19 protein-coding genes are annotated in these 18,366 nt (G+C 72.0%); 13 read left to right on the top strand and 6 right to left on the bottom strand.

Going from position 1 to position 18,366, the window contains the following annotated elements:
- Positions 1-93 precede the first annotated feature (93 nt).
- The 6 genes from AB0368_RS28430 (at position 94) to AB0368_RS28455 (ending at position 7,297) form a co-directional block, all read left to right on the top strand.
- Complete coding sequence (locus AB0368_RS28430; RefSeq protein WP_366157047.1) at positions 94-519, top strand: hypothetical protein; 426 nt, start codon at positions 94-96, stop codon at positions 517-519.
- Positions 516-2,009, top strand: coding sequence for a hypothetical protein (locus tag AB0368_RS28435; protein WP_366157048.1), 1,494 nt, complete (start codon positions 516-518; stop codon positions 2,007-2,009). Before AB0368_RS28430 ends, AB0368_RS28435 begins: the two co-directional genes overlap by 4 nt.
- The gene (gene mycP / locus AB0368_RS28440) at positions 2,006-3,100 is read left to right on the top strand and encodes a type VII secretion-associated serine protease mycosin (protein ID WP_366157049.1); all 1,095 of its coding nucleotides are present in this window, start codon (positions 2,006-2,008) and stop codon (positions 3,098-3,100) included. Before AB0368_RS28435 ends, mycP begins: the two co-directional genes overlap by 4 nt.
- Positions 3,101-3,198: 98 nt before the next feature.
- On the top strand, positions 3,199-3,324 hold the full coding sequence (locus AB0368_RS28445; RefSeq protein WP_366157050.1) for a hypothetical protein: 126 nt from the start codon (positions 3,199-3,201) through the stop codon (positions 3,322-3,324).
- A gap of 85 nt (positions 3,325-3,409) precedes the next feature.
- Positions 3,410-6,319, top strand: a complete 2,910-nt coding sequence (locus AB0368_RS28450) for a hypothetical protein (protein ID WP_366157051.1) — start codon at positions 3,410-3,412, stop codon at positions 6,317-6,319.
- Between the two features lie 171 nt (positions 6,320-6,490).
- The gene (locus tag AB0368_RS28455) at positions 6,491-7,297 is read left to right on the top strand and encodes an RNA polymerase sigma factor SigF (RefSeq protein ID WP_366157052.1); all 807 of its coding nucleotides are present in this window, start codon (positions 6,491-6,493) and stop codon (positions 7,295-7,297) included.
- Positions 7,298-7,355: 58 nt separating this feature from the next.
- On the opposite strand, the gene AB0368_RS28460 is transcribed toward AB0368_RS28455, so the two are convergent.
- From AB0368_RS28460 to AB0368_RS28475, 4 genes are all read right to left on the bottom strand, one after another.
- Positions 7,356-8,285, bottom strand: a complete 930-nt coding sequence (locus AB0368_RS28460) for a diacylglycerol kinase family protein (protein WP_366157053.1) — start codon at positions 8,283-8,285, stop codon at positions 7,356-7,358.
- 46 nt (positions 8,286-8,331) lie between these two features.
- Positions 8,332-9,162 carry an LPXTG cell wall anchor domain-containing protein gene (locus AB0368_RS28465; protein ID WP_366157054.1) on the bottom strand — a complete coding sequence of 277 codons (831 nt, stop codon included), beginning with the start codon at positions 9,160-9,162 and terminating at the stop codon, positions 8,332-8,334.
- The gene (locus AB0368_RS28470; RefSeq protein WP_366157055.1) at positions 9,159-9,914 is read right to left on the bottom strand and encodes a LamG-like jellyroll fold domain-containing protein; all 756 of its coding nucleotides are present in this window, start codon (positions 9,912-9,914) and stop codon (positions 9,159-9,161) included. Before AB0368_RS28470 ends, AB0368_RS28465 begins: the two co-directional genes overlap by 4 nt.
- 87 nt (positions 9,915-10,001) lie before the next feature.
- A complete protein-coding gene (locus AB0368_RS28475) occupies positions 10,002-10,673 on the bottom strand; it encodes a hypothetical protein (protein ID WP_366157056.1) in 672 nt (223 codons plus the stop codon).
- Positions 10,674-10,945: 272 nt separating this feature from the next.
- Here AB0368_RS28475 and AB0368_RS28480 point away from each other — a divergent pair, with 272 nt between their 5' ends.
- Positions 10,946-11,518: a DUF4352 domain-containing protein gene (locus tag AB0368_RS28480; protein ID WP_366157057.1), complete on the top strand. Its 573-nt coding sequence runs from the start codon at positions 10,946-10,948 to the stop codon at positions 11,516-11,518.
- On the opposite strand, the gene AB0368_RS28485 is transcribed toward AB0368_RS28480, so the two are convergent.
- Positions 11,519-12,283 (bottom strand): lytic polysaccharide monooxygenase, encoded by a 765-nt coding sequence (locus tag AB0368_RS28485; protein ID WP_366157058.1) that lies wholly within the window; start codon positions 12,281-12,283, stop codon positions 11,519-11,521.
- An 86-nt stretch (positions 12,284-12,369) separates the two neighbouring features.
- Here AB0368_RS28485 and AB0368_RS28490 point away from each other — a divergent pair, with 86 nt between their 5' ends.
- Positions 12,370-13,014 carry an SIMPL domain-containing protein gene (locus AB0368_RS28490; RefSeq protein WP_366157059.1) on the top strand — a complete coding sequence of 215 codons (645 nt, stop codon included), beginning with the start codon at positions 12,370-12,372 and terminating at the stop codon, positions 13,012-13,014.
- Between the two features lie 60 nt (positions 13,015-13,074).
- Positions 13,075-14,352, top strand: coding sequence for a DUF4407 domain-containing protein (locus tag AB0368_RS28495; RefSeq protein WP_366157060.1), 1,278 nt, complete (start codon positions 13,075-13,077; stop codon positions 14,350-14,352).
- Positions 14,353-14,587: 235 nt separating this feature from the next.
- On the opposite strand, the gene AB0368_RS28500 is transcribed toward AB0368_RS28495, so the two are convergent.
- The gene (locus AB0368_RS28500; RefSeq protein ID WP_366157061.1) at positions 14,588-14,788 is read right to left on the bottom strand and encodes a hypothetical protein; all 201 of its coding nucleotides are present in this window, start codon (positions 14,786-14,788) and stop codon (positions 14,588-14,590) included.
- A 92-nt stretch (positions 14,789-14,880) separates the two neighbouring features.
- Here AB0368_RS28500 and AB0368_RS28505 point away from each other — a divergent pair, with 92 nt between their 5' ends.
- From AB0368_RS28505 to AB0368_RS28520, 4 genes are read left to right on the top strand one after another with little or no spacing between them, the layout of a single operon-like run.
- Complete coding sequence (locus AB0368_RS28505; protein WP_366157062.1) at positions 14,881-15,432, top strand: RNA polymerase sigma factor; 552 nt, start codon at positions 14,881-14,883, stop codon at positions 15,430-15,432.
- Complete coding sequence (locus AB0368_RS28510) at positions 15,429-16,232, top strand: hypothetical protein (RefSeq protein ID WP_366157063.1); 804 nt, start codon at positions 15,429-15,431, stop codon at positions 16,230-16,232. Before AB0368_RS28505 ends, AB0368_RS28510 begins: the two co-directional genes overlap by 4 nt.
- Positions 16,233-16,250: 18 nt before the next feature.
- Complete coding sequence (locus tag AB0368_RS28515; RefSeq protein ID WP_366157064.1) at positions 16,251-17,051, top strand: ABC transporter ATP-binding protein; 801 nt, start codon at positions 16,251-16,253, stop codon at positions 17,049-17,051.
- Positions 17,048-18,361 (top strand): hypothetical protein, encoded by a 1,314-nt coding sequence (locus AB0368_RS28520; protein WP_366157065.1) that lies wholly within the window; start codon positions 17,048-17,050, stop codon positions 18,359-18,361. The genes AB0368_RS28515 and AB0368_RS28520 overlap by 4 nt, the downstream gene beginning before the upstream one ends.
- The last annotated feature ends 5 nt before the right edge of the window (positions 18,362-18,366 follow it).

The raw sequence follows: 18,366 nt of genomic DNA on the forward strand, positions 1-18,366 counted from the left end.
GGTCCCGCCGCCGGGCGGGGTATCGAGCATCGCCGGTGGTCGCTACCCTCGATGGCGTTGCTGTGACGGCAAAGGCTGCACGGGGAGGCTGTCGTGGGCGATCCAGGTATCAATGTCGAGACGGGCGGGCTCACCAAGTTCGCCACCGATGTGCACGTGGACACGGACAGTGTTCTCGCGCCGGCCACCGAGCGGGCCGGCATCCAGCTGGGCGACGGCGTGCGCTTCGGTGAGAAGAACGCGAGCGGCGCGGTGCACGCGGCGAAGGTGCGATACGCCGAGGGACTGGCGGCGTCGACCGCGAATCTCCAGGAGTACGTGAACGCGGCCAAGCTGCTCGCCGCCGCCGCCGAGAAGGTGGCGGCCGACTTCGACGCGTCGGACACGCGCGCCGCCAAGACCACCGAGCAGGCCGAGCAGGCGCTCTGGGCCGCCGCGCAGGAGGCCCGCGCGGCCCGCCTCGCCGTCGAGCAGGCGCAGAACCCGCCCCGCCACGGGGGACAGGCGGCCGCGGTATGAGCGACGGAGTGTTGACCAGCAGCTGGTGCACGGCCTGGCAGTCGTACAACACACCCCGCCTGTGGGCGATGGTCGCCGACGAGGACGATCCCGAGGCGTGGCGGCAGGTCGCCGCATGGGGAGAGATCTCCGGCTCGGTCAAGGATCAGCGCAACCTGCTGCTCAAGGCCCGAGAGGACCTGGTCGCCGCGTGGCCGCCGGAGGACAACAAGTCGTCGGCCGCCTTCGTCGAGGAGCTGGACACCCTCATCGCCCGCATGGACACGGCCCGCACCGACGCGGACGACACCGCGACCGGTCTCGCCAACATCCTCGAGGCGCTGCGCCAGGCGAAGAACGCGATCCAGCCCCTCTACGAGGACTACAAAGAGAAGAACGACGACCTCGTCCCCTCCTGGTGGGACAACGCCGAGGACGACATCGACGAGAAGGCCCGCGCCCACATGATCACGGCGGAGGGCATCGTCCAGGACAACGTCGCCCGCCTCAAGGTGCCGGCGCCGTACAAGCTCGAGCCCCCGGAGCGCAGGTGGGGCGACCCCAAACCGCCGGGCGAACCCGACCCGACCCCCACCACGGGCTCGGGCGGCGGCGGATCGGTCCGGAGCGCCGGCGCGGACGGCGTACGGGTGCCGCACGACCCGGTGCCGCCGCTGCCGGGCCACGAGCCGACCATCCCGGATGGCGTGGCCGGCCCGGTCACCTCGCCGGTCGATACCTCCCCGGGGACGGGTTCCGGCGCGGGCACGAGTGGTCCGGGCCTGGCCGGGGTCATCACCCCGCCGGGCGTGACCCCGCCCGTGGCCCCGCCGACGGGCACTCCCGGTTTGCCGGGCACCGGCGGCCTGCCCGGTGGCGGCGTCGTGCCGCCCGGTGTTCTGCCCACCCCAGGCCCGATCGGCGGCGGCGGTGGCGGCTTGGGCGGTGGCGGCCTCGGCGGCTTGGGTCGCGGTGCGCCGCGGCCCATCCGTCCCGGCGCGGGCACCTCGCGTGCCCTGCCCTCGGGAGCGGTCATCGGTGAGACGGTCGGCGGCACGGGCCGCGGTTTCCCGGGCTCGATCGGCGGTGCAGCCGGTCGCGGCGTCTCCGGCCGCTCCGGCGGTGTTCCCGGTCGTGCCGGCAGCGCTCCCGGACGTTCCGGCAGCGCTCCTGGTCGCGTCGGCAGCGTTCCGGGTCAGGCCGGGGGAGTTTCCGGTCGCGGTGGTATGAGTCGTGCCGGTGCCGTCGCGCCGGCCGGCGAGGGGAAGCAGGTCCGTCCGCCTCGCCCGTCGTGGTTGCCTGAGGAGCCGGCGGGCACGGCCCGCGGTGCGAACACGGTCGGCATGGCGGGCTCGTCCCGCGGCGGCCGGCGCTCCGGCGACGGCAGCGGCCAGGACTACGACCCGGACAACCCGTGGCAGGTCGCGGAGGGCGTCGATCCGGTCATCGCCCCGTCCCGGTACGAGGCCGTCCACGACCCGGGCCCCAACGTGATCGGCTGGCGCGGGTGACCGCAGCCCGGCGCGTCCTCGCCGCCTGCTTCGCCGTCGTGCTCGCGGTGCTGGCCCCGGCTGCCCCGGCCCGCGCCGACGCCATGCGGGACGGACAGTGGTACTGGGATCCGATGGACGTCGCGGAGGCCCAGCGCATCACGAAGGGATCCGGCATCGTCGTGGCGGTGCTCGACACCGGCGTCGACGCACGGCACCCGGATCTGAAGGGTGCCGTGCTGCCCGGGCGGCAGACCGTACAGAACAAGCCGGCGGGCAACGAGGACGGCTTCGCGCACGGCACCGGGATCGCCGGCATCATCGCCGGACGCGGCCACGGCAACGGCGACGGCGTCCTCGGCATCGCCCCGGAAGCCAAGATCCTGCCGATCCGCCCGGTCAACGACTCCTACTTCGTGGCGCAGGGCATCCGCTACGCCGTGGCCCAGGGCGCCAAGGTCATCAACATGTCCTTCGAGACCCGGCCGTCCGAGACCCTCCAGTCGGCACTCCGCGAGGCTGCCGCCGCGGATGTGGTCCTTGTCGGCGCCGCCGGCAACGAAGGCAAGAAGGGCAACGAACAGGAGTACCCGAGCGCGTATCCGGAGGTCCTTACGGTCGGCGCCCTCCTGCGCAACAACAAGATCGCCGGATTCTCCAACCACGGCGCTCAGGTCGACCTGGCGGCCCCGGGCGTCGACATCCCGGCCCCCGCCCCCGAAGGCAGGTACATAACCGTCGAGGGCAGCAGCGCTTCGGCCGCCATCGTCTCCGGGGCGGCGGCCCTGATCCGCGCCAAGCACCCGGACCTGTCCGCGGCCCAGGTCGTGGCCCGCCTCACGGGCACCGCCATCGACAGAGGCACAAAAGGCCGCGACGACTTCTACGGCGCGGGCCAGCTCGACCTGATGGCAGCCCTGACCGCACCACAGCCCACGGCCAGCGGCACGCCGCCGCGGACGGGAACGGACGCCCCGGTGGCGATCCCCCGCCCGCCGTCCACGACCGACGACGGCCCCGGCATCCCGCCGCTGCTCTTCGTCGCGGCGGGCGCGGTCCTGCTGATCGGCGCTGTCCTCGCCGCGGTCCTGCTGAGCCGCCGCCGCCGGTAGATCACGCGCTTCGTCGCCGTCGGCCGTCGGAAAGCCGCGCAACCCAACTGCTGCGGAGCGGCCACCCGTCTGCGAGCCCCGGCGACCAGACTTGGGGCATGGTCGTCATCAGCACCTGGACCGCCGACGAGAAGCCGCCGACCCGGGTCGCCGTCGTCCGCGAGTTCGTCACGGTGTGGGCCGTCCATCTGCAGCGCTCGTACCGGCTCATCCGGGGAGACTGACCCCCACCAGCGAGTGTCGGCGTTCTGACGATCTGTTGTCGTCGTCGTCCGGTTTGTGGTCTGTTGGGGCGATGGATGCCGCCGGATGACCGGGCAGCTGACGTCCGCCTACTCCTACCACGCGTTCATCTCGTACAGCCATGCTCAGGACAGCGCGATCGCCGCGGCCCTGCAGCGTGAGGTCCGCCGCTTCGGCGTGCCCTTCTACCTGCATCGGCCGGCGTTCCCGCCGACGCCGCCGGGTACGCGACGCCGGCCCCTGCGCGTCTTTCGCGATGCGACCGACCTCGCGGCCGTGCCCGGCCTCTCCGACGAGATCCGATACGCGCTGAGTACCTCCCGGTGGCTGATCCTGATGGCGTCTCCGGCCGCCGCCCGGTCCCTCTGGGTGCAGGAGGAGGTGGCGATCTGGCTGACCCGCGATCCCCGCGCCGAGCGGGTGCTCATCGCGCTGACCGACGGGAACCTCGCCGTCGACGGCAAGCACATCGACGCCGCCGCGACCGACGCCGTGCCGCCCGCCCTGCTGGCCGCGCTCCGGGAGACGCCACGCTGGGTCGACCTGCGCCCGCTACGGCCGGCGGCTCCTGCGGGGGAGCGCCGGCTGCGGATCGGCGACCTCGTCGCCGACTTCGCCGCGCCGATCCAGGCGGTGGACAAGGACAGCCTGGTCGGCGAGCACATTCGGCAGCGGCGGCGCACCTTGCGTACAGCGGTGGGAGCTCTCGCGACGGTCACCGTTCTGGCCGTGGTGGCGTCCGTGCTGGCGGTGGTGGCGTATCTGGCCCGGGCCGAGGCCGTACGGCAGCGCGACACGGCCCTGGCCAACCAGCTGGTGAGCGAGGCGGAGACGGTCGCGGACACTCAGCCGGGCCTGGCGAGGCAACTCCTCGCGGCGGCGCGTGGCATCAGGCTCACCCCGCAGGTCGCAGGCGCCCTGTCCACCGGCCGGGCCATCCCTCAGGAGATCCACACCGACGCGGAGGACGCCGCGCACAGCCCCGACGGCCGTGTGCTCGCCACCATGAAGAGCGGCAACAAAGAATACGAGCTGGGCGGGCAGACCCATCCGCCGAGCGACGGGGTGGTCCGGCTCTACGACACCCGTAGGCTGACCGTCCTCGGGGAGATCCCGCTCGGCCGTACGATCGCGATGCGGGTCGGGTTCGTGCCCGGTCCCGGTCGGCGCCTGGCCGTGGCCATCGGCAAGCAGGTACGCGTCTGGGACGTCGCGGACCCGGCCGCGCCCCGCGAACTCGCGAGCCTGCGCGGGCATCGTGACGTCGTGGACATGATGGCCTTCAGTGAGCAGGGCCTCGCCGCGACCATCGCCTGGGACCACGAACTCCGGCTCTGGAACGTCAGCCGGCCGGATGCCCCGGCCCTGATCACCGCGATGCCCCTGCCGTTGCTGAAGGAGCTTTCGTACGACCGACTGGCGTTCGAGCCGGGCGGCCGCCGGCTGGTGCTGTCCGAGGTGACCCGCGGCCCGACGTTCATCGACCTGACCGACCCGCACCGCCCCGCCGTGCGCCCGTCCGTCGCGGCGCTGGCGAAGGTGCAGGGGTTCGCGTACGCGCCCGAGGGCGGCTGGGCGCTCACCGCCGGCCGGGAGGAGGCGCCGCGGCGCTGGGCGGTAGGCAAGGACGGCAGCCTCGCCGACCCGGTACCGCTGTCCCTCCCGGACCCCGGGGCCACGATTACCGAGGTCGCGTACGGCGCCAGGGGCCACCTCGCCGTCGTCACGGAGGACGACAGTGTCGTGATCTGGAACAACGCCCGCACCACGGACCCGCCTGCGTTCGTCAGCAGCCTCTCGCTGCCCGAGACCGACGGTGCGAACACCTTCGTGGTTCGCTTCAGTCCGGACGGCGGTCAGCTCATGATTCTGAGCAACAGTGCCAATGCCGGTTCGGACGGCAAGGGAGCACTCGGCAATACCCTGCGCGTCTGGCACCTGGCGGACGGCCGTCAGCCGGGAGCCGCCTTCGCGATACCTGGCGGAGGCATCGCCACCCACGGCAACGTGCTTGCCACGGCCACCGCCGACCCGCCCGGCAAGAGCCGGATCGACCTCTGGGACCTGTCCGCGTATCCGCCTCGCAAGCTCGGATCGGTGACCGTGGGCGAAGGGCTGTCGGGGCTGGCCTTCAGCCCGTCAGGACGGACGATCACCGCACACGGCGGGAAGCGGTTCACGGCGATCGACATCGGGGACCCGGCCGCGCCGGCCATCCTCGGCAGCTGGCAGATCCCCCAGCCACCGGACATATGCCCCGCGGACGGTCCTGTCCCCAAGGAGTGCGTGATCTTGAGCATCGTCTTCCGGGACGAGCACGTCGTTGCTGTGGGGGACTCTGCGCGCAACGTGTCGCTGTTCGACGTCACCCGACCCGAAGTGGGACTTCCTGTCTCCAGCTTCACCATCCATGGGGGCTCCGTCACCGAACTGAATCTGCGAGGGACGTATCTGGGTGCCTTCTGCGGCGGGGGAAAGCAGCAGGAAGACGACCAGGGCCGTCAGGTCTGCGTAGGCGGTTACCAGCTCCAGGCCTTCGCCGTGGGCGGTGGGACGCTCGCGGCGGCTGACCGGGCCGGCACGGTACGGATCTGGCGGGTCAGGGACGAGGGCCACGAGCTGCGCAGGCTGACCACGCTGACCGACACCGGGGATGTGGATTCGGTGGCACTGTCCGGCGATGGGCGTCGACTCGCCACCGTGGGACGGGACCGGACCCTGCGCTTTTATGCCGTCGGCCGGGACCGGGCGGAGCTCGAGGGCATCGTGCACATCGGTGCCGGCTCCGAGGGCGTCCTGGCGTTCGCCGGCAATGACCACACCCTGGCCAGCGCCACCGAATACGGGGTGGTGGACGTCTGGGAGCTGGACGCCGACGCCAACGCCCGCGATCTCTGTGCCGGGAGCGGGGAACGGATCACCCGCGCTCAGTGGGCCCGCGACGTGCCGGACCTGCCGTACGAGCCGTCCTGTTGATGAGGAGGCCGACTCATACTTTCGGCGATCTTCTTACGTCCGTTCGGATGAGTTTGACCATGCCGGGTAAGTGGGCATACCGCTCACCGACCTGCGACGAGCTGTAGCCCGCCGCAGGTCGTGCTGAATGAGAGAGGGCCGCCCCCGCGGCCGGACCGAAGGAGCTCGTCCATGACCGTTCTCGCCGCCCCTGTCGACAGCGCCCCCCTCGCTGCTGATGTCTCGGCGACGACGGACCGCGCGAGCGAGTTGATCGCCGCGCTGGCCGCTCTCCCGGCCGGGCACCCGTCCCGGGCGACGACTCGTGACCGTGCCATCGAAGCGTGGATGCCGCTGGCTCGGCACCTGGCGAACCGTTACGCGGGTCGCGGCGAGCCGCTCGACGACCTGATCCAGGTGGCCGTCATGGGTCTGATCAAGGCGGTGGACCGCTTCGAGCTGGACCGGGGCGTCGAGTTCGCCGGGTTCGCCATCCCGACCATCGTCGGTGAGCTCAAGCGCCACTTCCGCGACCGTACGTGGTCGATCCGGGTCCCGCGTCGCCTGCAGGAGCTGCGGCTCGCGATCACCGCGGCGAACAGCAACCTCACGCACACGCTGGGCCGTTCGCCGACGGTCGCCGACATCGCCGAGCACCTGGGCGTGACCGAGGAAGACGTTCTCGAGGGGCTCGAGGGTTCGCGCGCGTACAACGCGACGAGCCTGTCGACGCCGGTGAACGCCGACGGCAGCACCGAGCTGGGTGACACTCTCGGCGGCGAGGACACCGCCTTCGCCGAGGCCGAGATGCGGATCGCCCTCGGGCCGGCTCTCGCGATGCTGGACGAGCGTGAGCAGCGGATCATCACGCTGCGCTTCTACGGCAACCTGACCCAGTCGCAGATCGCCGAGCAGGTCGGCATCTCGCAGATGCACGTCTCCCGGCTGCTCACCAAGGCGCTCGCGAAGCTGCGTGGCCACCTGGACTTCGCGGTCTGATCGAGTCGGGCTCCACCGCGGGAGCCAGTCCCGCGGTGGGAGCCCACCGCCAGGAAGATCAGCGGTCCACCGTGCCGGCCGGGGCCATGATGCGCAGGGCGTTGGGGTCGACGCGGATCCGGATCGGGGTCTGCCCGCACGGTTCGCCGTCGACCTCGACCCGCGCCGGCCGGTCGGTCTCCAGCCACAGTTCGCCCACCGCGAGGAACGGCTCCTCCCGCAGCGTCCGGCGATGCCCGGTCGCCGCATTCCGGGCCGTCTCGCGCAGCAGCGCGCGCCGGCTTCCGTCGCCCACCGGGTACGCCACCAGCAGCCGGTCGTCGGCGTCCGCGTCACCGGTGATGGGCCGTCCCGCGTGGTAGCCGCCGTTGGCGACGTACAGCTGATGGGTGAGGAATTCGTGCTGCCGGCCGCCGGCGCGCAGCCGGGCCCTCAGCGCCCGGTGCCGGGTCAGCAGGGCGAGCGCCGTGATCGGGTACGCGAGCCGCCCCGTGACCCGCTTCAGCCGCCGCGGCGCGTTGATCATCACGTCCGCGGAGAGCCCGACGCCGACGTGGTTGGTGAACGCCATGTCGCCCGCGAGGCCCAGGTCGACGTCGATCACCGTGCCGTCCACGAGCGTCGTCACGGCCTCGCCCAGCTCGAGCGGTACGCCCACCGTACGAGCGAAGTTGTTCGTCGTGCCCATCGGCAGCAACCCGAGCGCGATGTCGCGATGGGCCAGCATCCTCGCCGCCGTGCTGATCGTGCCGTCCCCGCCGCCCGCCACCAGCAGGTCCGGGCCCAGCTCGACCGCGGACGTCAGGCACTTCTCCAGCTCGCCGGGTCGGTCGACGGGATGGTCGGCGAGCAGCGTGAACCCAGCGCTCAGCAGCCGCTCCCGGGCGTCCGCATAGAGCCGCCCGCCGCGGCGCGAGTGGGCGTTGACCACCAGGGCGGCCCGCCGTTCACCGCGGATGGCGTCACTGAGCTGTTCTTTGCTGCGCATCGGTGCCGAGGGTATCGGTCGCCCGCCTGAGTGCCGCCCGCCGAAGTCAGGTGGCGCGTCGGCGGGCGGTACGGCGAAGAACCAGGCCGAACGCAAGCAGTGCCCCGCCGACCGCGGCCAGCATCGCGGTGCCCGAACCCGTGACAGGCAGCCCCGCGCCGCTGCCCGCCGATGAGGGGGCCTGAGAGGAGACAGTGGGGGACGGTGAGGAAGGACTGGCGGACGGCGAGGAAGGTGTGGCCGAGGGCGAGGGGGAAACGGGCGGTTCGCTGGTCACGGTCGCCCGGATGAAGTTGCCGTTGGTCCGGATGTCCGCGATCGGCAGGGCCAGCTTCTCCACCGTCAGCGCACCCGAGGTCCCGCGGACCACCGCCGCCCCCGGCCCCGCGAAGAAGGCGGTGACCGGTCGCAGGCCGCCGCGCGCGTCCGCCCAGCCCTTGCTCTGCCAGCGGAACCCGATGCCCAGCCGGCTGCCCGGCTCCGCATCCACACCGGCGACGGCGACCGGTGTCGTGATGGCCCGGCCGCTGAAGGCCGGGAGCACGTCCGGGAACTCGCACCAGGCGATGTCCCGTCCGGCGTTGGTCGTGTACCAGCAGTTCCGGTAGTGGTGGGCGAAGTCCAGGTCCTCGTCCAGGTCGAGCTTGGCGACGAGGCCGCGGACCGGCTTGTGGTCCATGCTGATCACGCCGAGCGGGGCGCGGACAAGGTCGCCGCGGCGGACCTTGTACTCGACCTTGCTGGGCCACTCGTCTTCCTTGATCTCCGTGACGGCCTCCATCTTGGCCGGGTCCGGAGGCGCCGCCCGGACGGCGGCCGCGGGGACGCCGATGGTCCCCGCGGCGGTCAGGGCCAGCGCGAGGCGGACGACGGTCACGCGATCGCTACCCAGACGTCGTCGAGGGTGCCCTGGAACTGGTCGTTGTCCCGGTACGCGCCCTTGCCGCCGATGCTCAGCGGGATGCTGTTGGTCACCGACAGGTCGGCCGGGATCGTGGTGCTGCCGCGCCGCCGCCCGTCGACGCGGATGGCGAGCCAGGCTCCCTTGCGGCGGCATTCGAGGGTGTGCCAGGTGTTGTCGGCGACCGTGATGGTGCTCCGGGCGATGTGGACGGCACCCCTCGTGTCCACCATGGCGCAGCTGGGCTTGCCCGCCTTGCCGTCGATCTGGAGCTTGTACTGGCTCCCGGAGGCGGAGTAGCCCTTCTGGACCACGTTCTCGCCCTTGGTGGTCTGGTCGGCCGCGAGCAGCACCGAGGCGCCGTACCGGATCGGCCGGCGGCCCGGGTTGAGGTCGGCCGCGTTCTTGGCGCGGAGCGCGACGCGGGGGCACGGCTCGTGGCGGCACGGCGGCGGGAACATCAGCGCCGCGCCGTCGCCGCGGGTGATCGCGGTGAGGGCGCCGCCCTTGCTGCTGACCGGCTTCAGCGGCTGGTCGCCGCCCGCGAGGTCCAGGAAGCTCGGCCCGGCGGGCTCGTCGAAGGTGTAGCGAACCACCTCGGTGAAGCCTGTGGTGGTGGTGGCTTCCGCGTGCAGCTGCGACGAGACCGCGACCGTGGCCGCCACGGTCGTGGCGGCCAGGATGGCCGCGGTCGTCCGCCGGCGACGCCGATTTGGATCATTACTCATGCCCGAATCATCCCCTTTGGGAGTATTCTAGGCAGCTCTGGCGGCGCGGTCGAACGGCCAGGAGGTAGTGACCGTTCGGTGGGGCCCCTACGCGGCGGGCTCGTCCGAGGGCTCTTCTTCCGGCTCGGGGTCCTCCAGGTCGTCGCTGACCACCGGTACGTCGACCCAGAGGGCGCGCAGCTGGCCCTGCATGAAGGAGGTCAGCCGGGAGCGGTACTCGCGGTCGAACTCCTCCAGCGACTCGATCTGCTGTTGCAGCACCTCGCGCTTGGCGCCCAGGCTGCCCACCGCGTCCTCGTACCGCTGCTGGGCCTGGACCCGGAGCTGTTCCGCGTGCTCCTGGGCGTCCTTGGCGATCGCCTGCGCCTGCTCGCGCGCCTCGGACACGATCTGGTTCGCGCTGCGCCGCGCCTCCTCGGCCTGCGTCCGGGCCTCGCGGGCCGCCTTCTCCGCGGCGGCGCGCGCCTCCGCCAGCACCTTGTCGGCCTCGCGGCGGATGTTCTGCGAGTGGGTCTCCGCGTCGCCGGCGATCTTCTCGGCCGCCGCCTGCGCGTCCGTACGGATCTTGTCCGCCTGGCGGTTGGCGATGGCGATGTGCTCTTCCGCCGTCCGCTGCGCCAGCGTCAGCACGCCCAGCGCCTGGTTCGGGTGCATCGCGCCCGGGACTATCGGGGGATGCTCCGAGGTCGCGGTGTCCGGGGAGGTCCCGGCCAGGACGGCCTTGAGGCGGTCCTTTATCTGGTTCTCGGTGACGGTCACGGTCGGCTCCCGTAGGTGGTGGGTGGTCGGTTCACCATCGGTTCATAACGGGCGAAGGCGGTGATACGGCGCGGCAGTGAGACATGGTTCGCGCGATGGCACGAGACCGCGTCCGAGCGGGAGCCGCCTGCCGCCGACCGGGCGGCCGCGGGTGACCGTTCGGGCCACAACGTGGGGTGATTAGCACCAGTTTGGTAGGTAGCGTGGCCGGATCCTCGGGTGGTTGATCCGGCCACGCTGCACGTCCGAACCCGATCATGGGGAGCGCGTCCATGGCGTACGAGCGGATCGACCCCCGCCGGCTGTGGCCGTGGATCGCCGGTGCTCTGGCCGTACTCATGATCATGGGTTTGATCGGGCTCTTCGCCGTCATCGGCCGGATCGCGAACTCGGTCTCGGCCGGCCTCGGGCTCGCCCCCGCCCCGGCTACGACGCGGCGGGAGGCGGTCGCCGGGCGCTTCAACGAGGTCGTCGCGGACGGTGCGTTCCAGTTCGCGGTGACCGGCATGCGCTGCGGCGCCCGCCGGGTCGGCAGCGACGAGTTCGGCCAGAAGGCGCGCGGCGAGTTCTGCATGGTGGCGGTCACCGTGCGGAACATCGGCTCGCACGCCGGAACCCTGGACGGCACTTTCCAGACCGCGTACGCCGCGACCGGCGAGGCCTTCCCGAGCGAGGCCGGCGCCGCCATGTACGTCTCCCGGCGCGCGAGCATCCTGGAACGCATCGGCCCCGGGGCCCGGGTACGGGGCACGCTGGTGTTCGACGTGCCCCGCGGCACCCGGTTGACGTCGATCGTGTTGCGTGACTCCGCCCGTACCCGTGGGGTCCGGATCCCGTTGCGCTGATCAGCCGTCGGTCAGCGGCAGCCAGAGCGCGAGGGTGTTGATGGACGGTTCCCAGGTCGTCAGCGACGAGTGCGCCTGGCGGCAGGTGTACCGGACCCCGTGGTAACTGACCTGGTCACCGAGCCGGTAGTCGACGCCCGGGGCCCACTGGTCCGCGGCCCGCTGGTGCACCACCGGCGGCGGGGCGATGGGAGGCGGCACTTCCCACGAGTACGACTCCCGCGGCTTCGCGGGCGCCGGTGCCGGACCGCCGGTGCCGTTGATGTCGAGGTCGACGCAGCTGTAGAAGGCGTTGGGCGTGTCGCCGATGTTCCAGACCGCGAGCACGGTCTGCCGGCCGCTGAATCCGCTGAGGTCCACGGTGTGACTGACCATCTCGCCGGGCTGCGCGTTCTGACCGTCCACCGCGGTGACCTGCTTGCCGCCGATGTAGTACTCCCAGTTCGCGGTGCGGTGCCGTGCGGTCATGTGCCACATGAACGTGACGCTGGTGCCGACGGCCTTGGCGGGCCACCCCCGGCCGGCGTCGGACAGGGCGGCGAACTGCGGCAGCCCGCCGTCGCAGGTGCGCAGGCCCTTGGGCCCCTCCACGCTCTGCGGCTCGTACTGGATCGGCCCGCAGTTCGGCACGGCGCCTTGCTGGCACAAAGCCTGGCGGCTCGGCGGGTCCGCGACGTACCCGTGGGCCTGGGCGGGTGCGGCGACGGCCAGGCTCGTTCCCACGACCCCGAGCGCCGCCAGCGGATAGGCGATGGTTCTGCGCATGATCCGGTCTCCCATCGTGTCGTACGGTCTCCCGCACGACGGGCACGAGGGCGGCGAGGTTCATGGTTTCTGGGTAGGTTCTGGGGATGGCCGAGCAACCCATGGTCGTCGTCCGCGGTGAGGCCGTCCGCGAGGTGCCGCCGGAGATCGCCCTGTTCACCGTCACCGTGTCGGCGCGCGACAAGGACCGGCAGGTCGCGCTGAACCGGCTGGCCGAACGCGCCGCCGAGCTGCGCACGGCCCTCGACGACTACGCCGACGCGATCGAGCGGCGGGAGACCAGCGGGGTCCAGGTGCGGCCCGAGCTCAAGCGCGGCGGCGAGCGGGTCTCGGCGTACGTGGGCAGCGTCAGCACCACAGTGACCGTGACGGACTTCGGCACGCTCGGCGAGATGCTGCTGCGGTTGGCGAACGCCGACCAGACCGCGATCTCGGGCCCGTGGTGGCAGTTGCGCCCGGGCAGCCGGGCCGGCGCGGACGTGCGCCGGGAGGCGATCGCCGACGCGCTCGGGCGGGCCCGCGAGTACGCGGCGGCAGTGGGCGCCGAGGTGGACCGCCTGGTCGAGATCTCGGACGAGGGCTCCGGCGGTGGCGGCGGCATGATGCGTTCGCTGGCCTTCGGCGGGACGGAGTCCGCCGACCTGGACCTCGACGTCGATCCCCAGGTGCAGACGGTGCACGCGTCGGTGATCGTGCGGGTCGCGATCACGGAGCCGCGAACCCTTTCCTGACCTGCGGGCGATCCGTCCGTTTTGCCCGCGCGCGTCGCTGTCATGAGCGAGACTCGCATCATGCGTCGCTTGTTCCTCCGGATCTCCAACGTGAACCCGGACAGCGTCACTACGTACTCGGATCGGGTCCTCTACAGCGCCATCGGCTGCTTCATCGTGCTCTATTTCGTGTACGCGACCGTCGGCGGCGCCGCGTTCGTCGACGCCAGCGCGAACTACACGCATCCGTGGTACCAGTGGCTGGTCGGTCCGCTCGTGGCTACCGGCGTGGTCGCGTACGACCGTGCCGTGGTCGGCCGGGTGGCGGTCAACTACGAGAACCTGGACTCGCCGGATCCGAAGCAACTGCTGCGCAAGCCCACCTTCGGGCTGTACGCCGGCCGCCTGTGCCTGGCCCTGCTCTTCGCCGTGATCATCACCGAGCCGCTCATGCTGGCCCGCTACAAGGGCGAGATCGACGCGCGGCTGAACGACGTGCACAACGAGCAGATCAGCGTGATCGAGAACGGCGGGGCGATCGCCGCGTACGACGCCCGGCTCTCCGAGCTGAAGAAGCAGTCGGCCGCCGAGGACGCCGCGGTCCAGGCCCTCAACAAGCGGGCCGCCGAGAAGCGCAGTGACGCCCGCAAGCTCTACCAACAGGCGATCGCCGACTCCGAGGGTGACGGGGTGTCGCGCAAGTCGGGCTGCCCGGACGGCGGCTACTGCGACACGCTCGTCAAGCGGTCCCGGGGGCTCGACGACCAGGCCGCCGCGCTGGACGTGCAGGCCGCGAAGCTCCAGGACTCGCAGAAAGCCGCCCGGGACTCGCGGGCCGCCGAGGAGACGGACCTCACCCGCAAGATCAGCGAGCAGCGTACGGCCAACGCCGACGCGATCCGCGCCGACGCCGGGTTCGGTGCCCGCACCAACGCCATGTGGTACCTGATCAGCACCGACTTCTGGGGCATCGGCGCCTTCTACATCGGCATCGCCCTGCTGCTGGTCGCCCTGGACTGTGCCGCCGTCGGGCTCAAGTTCGCCTCGCACGGCAACGCGTACGAGCGCACCGAGGCCCGCTGCGCCCGGCAGACCGAGCACGAGGCCGCGATCGGTTACGAGCAGGGCCTGCGCGACGCCCGCCGGTACGCCGAGGCGGCGTCGCGGGTGATGGCGGAGAGCATCGGCCGGGCCTCGCACGACGAGGAGCTCTTCGACATCGCGATCGAGAAGGCCCGCGCCCACCTGTACGACAGCGTGGCGGGCGCTCCGGTGGCACCGCTGTCCCCGGCTCCGCTGATCAACCGGCACCCGGACCTGACCCACCCCTATGACGACGTGGAGTCGATCCGCGCGTAGTGCAACTTGCACGGGAGCGGGCTACTATTTCACTCCGGCGCACCGCCTGCCCACGCTCTGTTACCGGCGGCCGCGTCGGATCCGAGGAGGAGCGGCGGAGGCGACGAGCAATCGTCGCCGCCGCCGTGGCCTGCCGCGTACGGTCCTTCAGGTGCACACCGTCGAGCTGCCGCCGGATCCCCGGCTGGATGCCGGGCCGCGCTCGGTCACCGACGTCGAATCCGCCGAATGGTGACTAACCGTAGGTCTCGCGCAGCCGGCGCAGCTCCGCGTCGGTCTGGTCCTGCCGGGCGAGCAGCCCGGTCGCTGCCGTGTCGGACAGCAGGCCGACCTCGTGCAGCCGGCGGGCCAGGCGGTTGGAGCTCTTCGCGAGCTCGGCCACCGCGTCGATCAGCCCCCGGAGTGCGTCTTCGGGTCCGGCTTCCGACCTGAGCATGCCTCGACCTTAGTCCGCAGCTCCCCGCCAAAGTGTGACCCAGGTCATAGCTGAGGGAGAACCGGGACGGAAGAGAGATCGTCTTGCTGGGTGTGAGAAGAAGCCTGGACGCGGCCGACGAGGAGGAACTCGTCCGCCGCACCGCCGCCGGCGACCGGCGCGCGTTCGACGAGCTGTACAAGCGCACGTCGCCGTGGCTGGCCGTACGGCTGCGCCGCCGCTGCTCCGACGACGACGTGGTCGCCGACGTGCTCCAGGAGACCTATCTGTCCGTCTGGCGCGCCGCGGGAACCTTCGCCGGCTCGGCGGCCTCGGGCAGCGCGGTCGGCTGGCTGTGGACCATCGCCGCGAACCGCCTGGTCGACGCGTTCCGCCGGCGCGCCCGGCAGGCCCAGGTGCCGCCGGTGCCGCTCGCCGAGACGGTCGCCCCGGCCGCCGAGGACGAGGTGATGGCCGGCCGCGTCGGTCAGGAGCTGGAGCAGGCGCTGCTCGTGCTGCCGCCGGAGCTGCGGCAGGTGCTGCGCGCCATGGTCCTGGACGGGCTCTCCGTACGGGAGACGTCCCTGCTGCTCAGCGTGCCCGAGGGCACGGTGAAATCCCGCGCACGGCGGGCCCGGATCGCCCTTCGGGAGGCACTCTCATGACCACCCATCCGAACCTCGCCGTGATCTCCCGCTACGCCGAGGGCGGCAGCGGCCTCGACGACGCCACGGTCTGGTCCGTGGAGGTGCACCTCGAGGGCTGCCCGGACTGCCGCGCCCGGCTCGCCGGCACGGCGACGGACGACACCCGGGTCCTGCTCGACCGGGTCGCCGCCGGGGTGGCGGAGGGCATCACCGCCGGACCCGCTCCGGTACGCGTACGACGCCCCTGGTCGGCCGTCCACCGGCGCTGGCTCGTCTGGGCCCTGGTGCCCTGGCTGACCATGACCGTTGCGGTGCTGGGCTGCGCCTTGCTGCTCGCAGAGGTCAACCCGGAGCTGCCCTCTCTGGTGCTGCTGCTCGCCCCGGTGGCCCCGCTGCCCGGCGTGGCCGTCGCCTGGAGCCGCCGCGCCGATCCGGCCTGGGAGCTCATCGCCGGCACTCCCGCCGCCGGCATCGCGATGCTGCTGCGGCGCACGCTGTCGGTGCTGGCGGTGGTCGTACCCGCGCTGGCCGTGGCCGGGGCCGGCACCGGGATCTCCCTGGCGCTGGTGCTGCTGCCCTGCCTGGCATTCACCGCCGCGACCGTCGCGCTGGGCGCCGTGATCGGCGTCCGCCGGGCCGCCCTGGGTCTCGGCGTGGTGTGGGCCTCTGCCGTGGTCGTGCCCAGCGTCCTCACCCTGCACATGCCCCTGATCCTGCGTCCGGGCAGCGTCCCGGCGTGGGCCCTGGCCACCGTCGCGCTGGCCGCCTTCGCGGCGAGCCGCTCCGACGGCTTCCGCCGGCTGTCCAGCCACAACTGATCTCCCGGAGGTTCGTAGATGCGTACGGTGAGCGCGGCCGAGACGGCTCCCACCACCTATCCCTGGGCCGTGCACACCGAGGGCTTGCAGGTCCGGGCGGGCCGGCATCTGGCCGTCGACGGCTTGGATCTGGCTTTGGGTAGGGGTGTGCATGGTCTGCTGGGCCCGAACGGTGCCGGTAAGACCACCCTGATGCGGGCGTTGGCGACGGTGATCAAGCCGGCGGGTGGGCGGCTCTCCCTGTTGGGCGAGGACGTCGACGGTCGTGCGGATCTGCGCCGGGTGCGTCGGGGTCTGGGGTATTTGCCGCAGCAGTTCGGCTTCTACCCACGGTTCACCGTCCGCGATTTCGTCGAATACATGGCCTGGCTCAAAGAGATGCCCAAGACGGTGGTGCCGGGGGCGGTGCAACGGGCCATCGACCGGGTCGGGCTGACCGGTAAGGCGAACGCGCGGATGAAAACGTTGTCGGGTGGCATGTTGCGCCGCGCCGGGATCGCTCAGGCGATCGTCAATGATCCGCAGGTGTTGTTGCTGGATGAGCCGACGGTGGGTTTGGACCCGGAGCAGCGGCTGGATTTTCGTGAGCTGCTGCGTGATGTCGGCGTTGATTCGTGTGTGCTGGTGTCCACGCATCTGGTCGAGGATGTGGTCGCGGCGTGCACGGATGTGGTGCTGATCAATGAGGGTCGGCTGGTGTATCAGGGCACTCCGGACGATCTGGTGACGCAGGGCGGTCACGGCGATGCCGGCGATAGTGCGGCGGAGCGGGGTTATTCGGCGTTGCTGCGCCGGTATCGGGCGGAGGCCGGCCGATGACCCGGGTGTTGGGCATCGAACTGCGCCGTTCCGCGGCGATCAGCACCGCGATCATCCTGCTGCTGGCCGGCGCCGGCCTGCTCTACAGCCTGCCGGACCGCTGGGCGGCCGGCTGGATGCCGCTGGCCATGATGCAGCGCGAATATCTGATGCTGCTGTGGCCGGTCGCGCTGGCCGCCGGCGCCTGGCAGGCTCGACGCGAGCACCGGTCCCATGTGGCCGAACTGTTCGCCAGCACGGCCCGGCCGCGAGCCCAGCGGATGCTGCCGACGCTCGGCGCGATGGGCATCATGGTCGCCGGTGCGTACCTGCTGGCGGCGGCGGTCGCCGTCCCGTGGATGTTCGACACCGTCCGGTACCTGCCGGCCGCGCCCTTCGCCGTCATCGCCGTCGGCGCCCTGGCGATGGTCGCGGCGGCCTGGCTGGGCCTGGCGGTCGGCCGCCTGCTGCCGTCCCCGCTGACCGCGCCCGCGCTGGCGATCGCCGGGATCGGGGTGCTGCAGGTCGTACCCGTCGCCCTCGTCCGCCGGGAATGGCTGGCCCTGGTCTTCTCGCCGTCGCACGGCATGGGCCAGTACACCGACTATCAGACGGTCTCCGGCCGGGTCAGCGCCGCCCAGGCCGTCTGGCTGGTCGCCCTCGCGGTGGCCGCCGCCGTGCTCCTCGCGTCCGGCGGCTGGCGTACCCGGGTGGCGGCGCTGCTGCCGGCGGTGCTCGGGGCCGGCGTGGCCGCCATGATCGTTCCGCGGGGCGAGTTCGCGGCGCACCCGATCGACCGGGTCGCCCAGGAGCAGGTGTGCGACGCGGGCAGCCCCCGCGTCTGCGTCAGCCGCATCCACGCCGGACTGCTGCCCGAGATGGTCCCGCCGGCCCGGCAGGCGCTGGCGCTGCTGGCGAAGCTGCCGGACGCGCCGACCACGGTGGAGGAGGACACCTACACGTTCCACCCCGACACCTTCCCGGCCTGGCGCGCGGACACTCTGCGGATCTCCGTACGGGTCGACAAGAGCGGGCACCTCGGCGACCAGGACTGGGTCGTCCCGGAACTGCTGGGCAGGGCGTTCCGCGGCCCGTACGACTGCGACAACGGCAGCGAGACGGTCTCGCGCGCGGCGGCCGCCTGGCTGATGGGCCGCGAGCCCCGGCCGGACCACGGCATTACGGAAGAGCCCCAGGTCAACGCCGAGGCGGTCACGCTGTGGCAGGGCCTGCGCCGCCTGCCCGAGCCTCAGGCGCTGGCCCGGGTGGCCGCGGTGCATCGCGCCGCCGTGGCCTGCGAGAAGCAGGACGGGCTGCTCGCCGGCAAGTGATCGGC

It is taken from the genome of Actinoplanes sp. NPDC051475, from assembly GCF_040689425.1.
In the GTDB taxonomy this organism is placed as follows: Bacteria; Actinomycetota; Actinomycetes; order Mycobacteriales; family Micromonosporaceae; genus Actinoplanes.

Coding starts and splice junctions, on each gene's coding strand:
- AB0368_RS28510 (WP_366157063.1), top strand. CDS start 15,429: ATGACCACCCATCCGAACCTCGCCGTGATCTCCCGCTACGCCGAGGGC.
- AB0368_RS28485 (WP_366157058.1), bottom strand. CDS start 12,283: ATGCGCAGAACCATCGCCTATCCGCTGGCGGCGCTCGGGGTCGTGGGA.
- AB0368_RS28460 (WP_366157053.1), bottom strand. CDS start 8,285: ATGCGCAGCAAAGAACAGCTCAGTGACGCCATCCGCGGTGAACGGCGG.
- AB0368_RS28495 (WP_366157060.1), top strand. CDS start 13,075: ATGCGTCGCTTGTTCCTCCGGATCTCCAACGTGAACCCGGACAGCGTC.
- AB0368_RS28490 (WP_366157059.1), top strand. CDS start 12,370: ATGGCCGAGCAACCCATGGTCGTCGTCCGCGGTGAGGCCGTCCGCGAG.
- AB0368_RS28445 (WP_366157050.1), top strand. CDS start 3,199: ATGGTCGTCATCAGCACCTGGACCGCCGACGAGAAGCCGCCGACCCGG.
- AB0368_RS28435 (WP_366157048.1), top strand. CDS start 516: ATGAGCGACGGAGTGTTGACCAGCAGCTGGTGCACGGCCTGGCAGTCG.
- AB0368_RS28520 (WP_366157065.1), top strand. CDS start 17,048: ATGACCCGGGTGTTGGGCATCGAACTGCGCCGTTCCGCGGCGATCAGC.
- AB0368_RS28500 (WP_366157061.1), bottom strand. CDS start 14,788: ATGCTCAGGTCGGAAGCCGGACCCGAAGACGCACTCCGGGGGCTGATC.
- AB0368_RS28480 (WP_366157057.1), top strand. CDS start 10,946: ATGGCGTACGAGCGGATCGACCCCCGCCGGCTGTGGCCGTGGATCGCC.
- AB0368_RS28470 (WP_366157055.1), bottom strand. CDS start 9,914: ATGAGTAATGATCCAAATCGGCGTCGCCGGCGGACGACCGCGGCCATC.
- AB0368_RS28455 (WP_366157052.1), top strand. CDS start 6,491: ATGACCGTTCTCGCCGCCCCTGTCGACAGCGCCCCCCTCGCTGCTGAT.
- AB0368_RS28515 (WP_366157064.1), top strand. CDS start 16,251: ATGCGTACGGTGAGCGCGGCCGAGACGGCTCCCACCACCTATCCCTGG.
- AB0368_RS28450 (WP_366157051.1), top strand. CDS start 3,410: ATGACCGGGCAGCTGACGTCCGCCTACTCCTACCACGCGTTCATCTCG.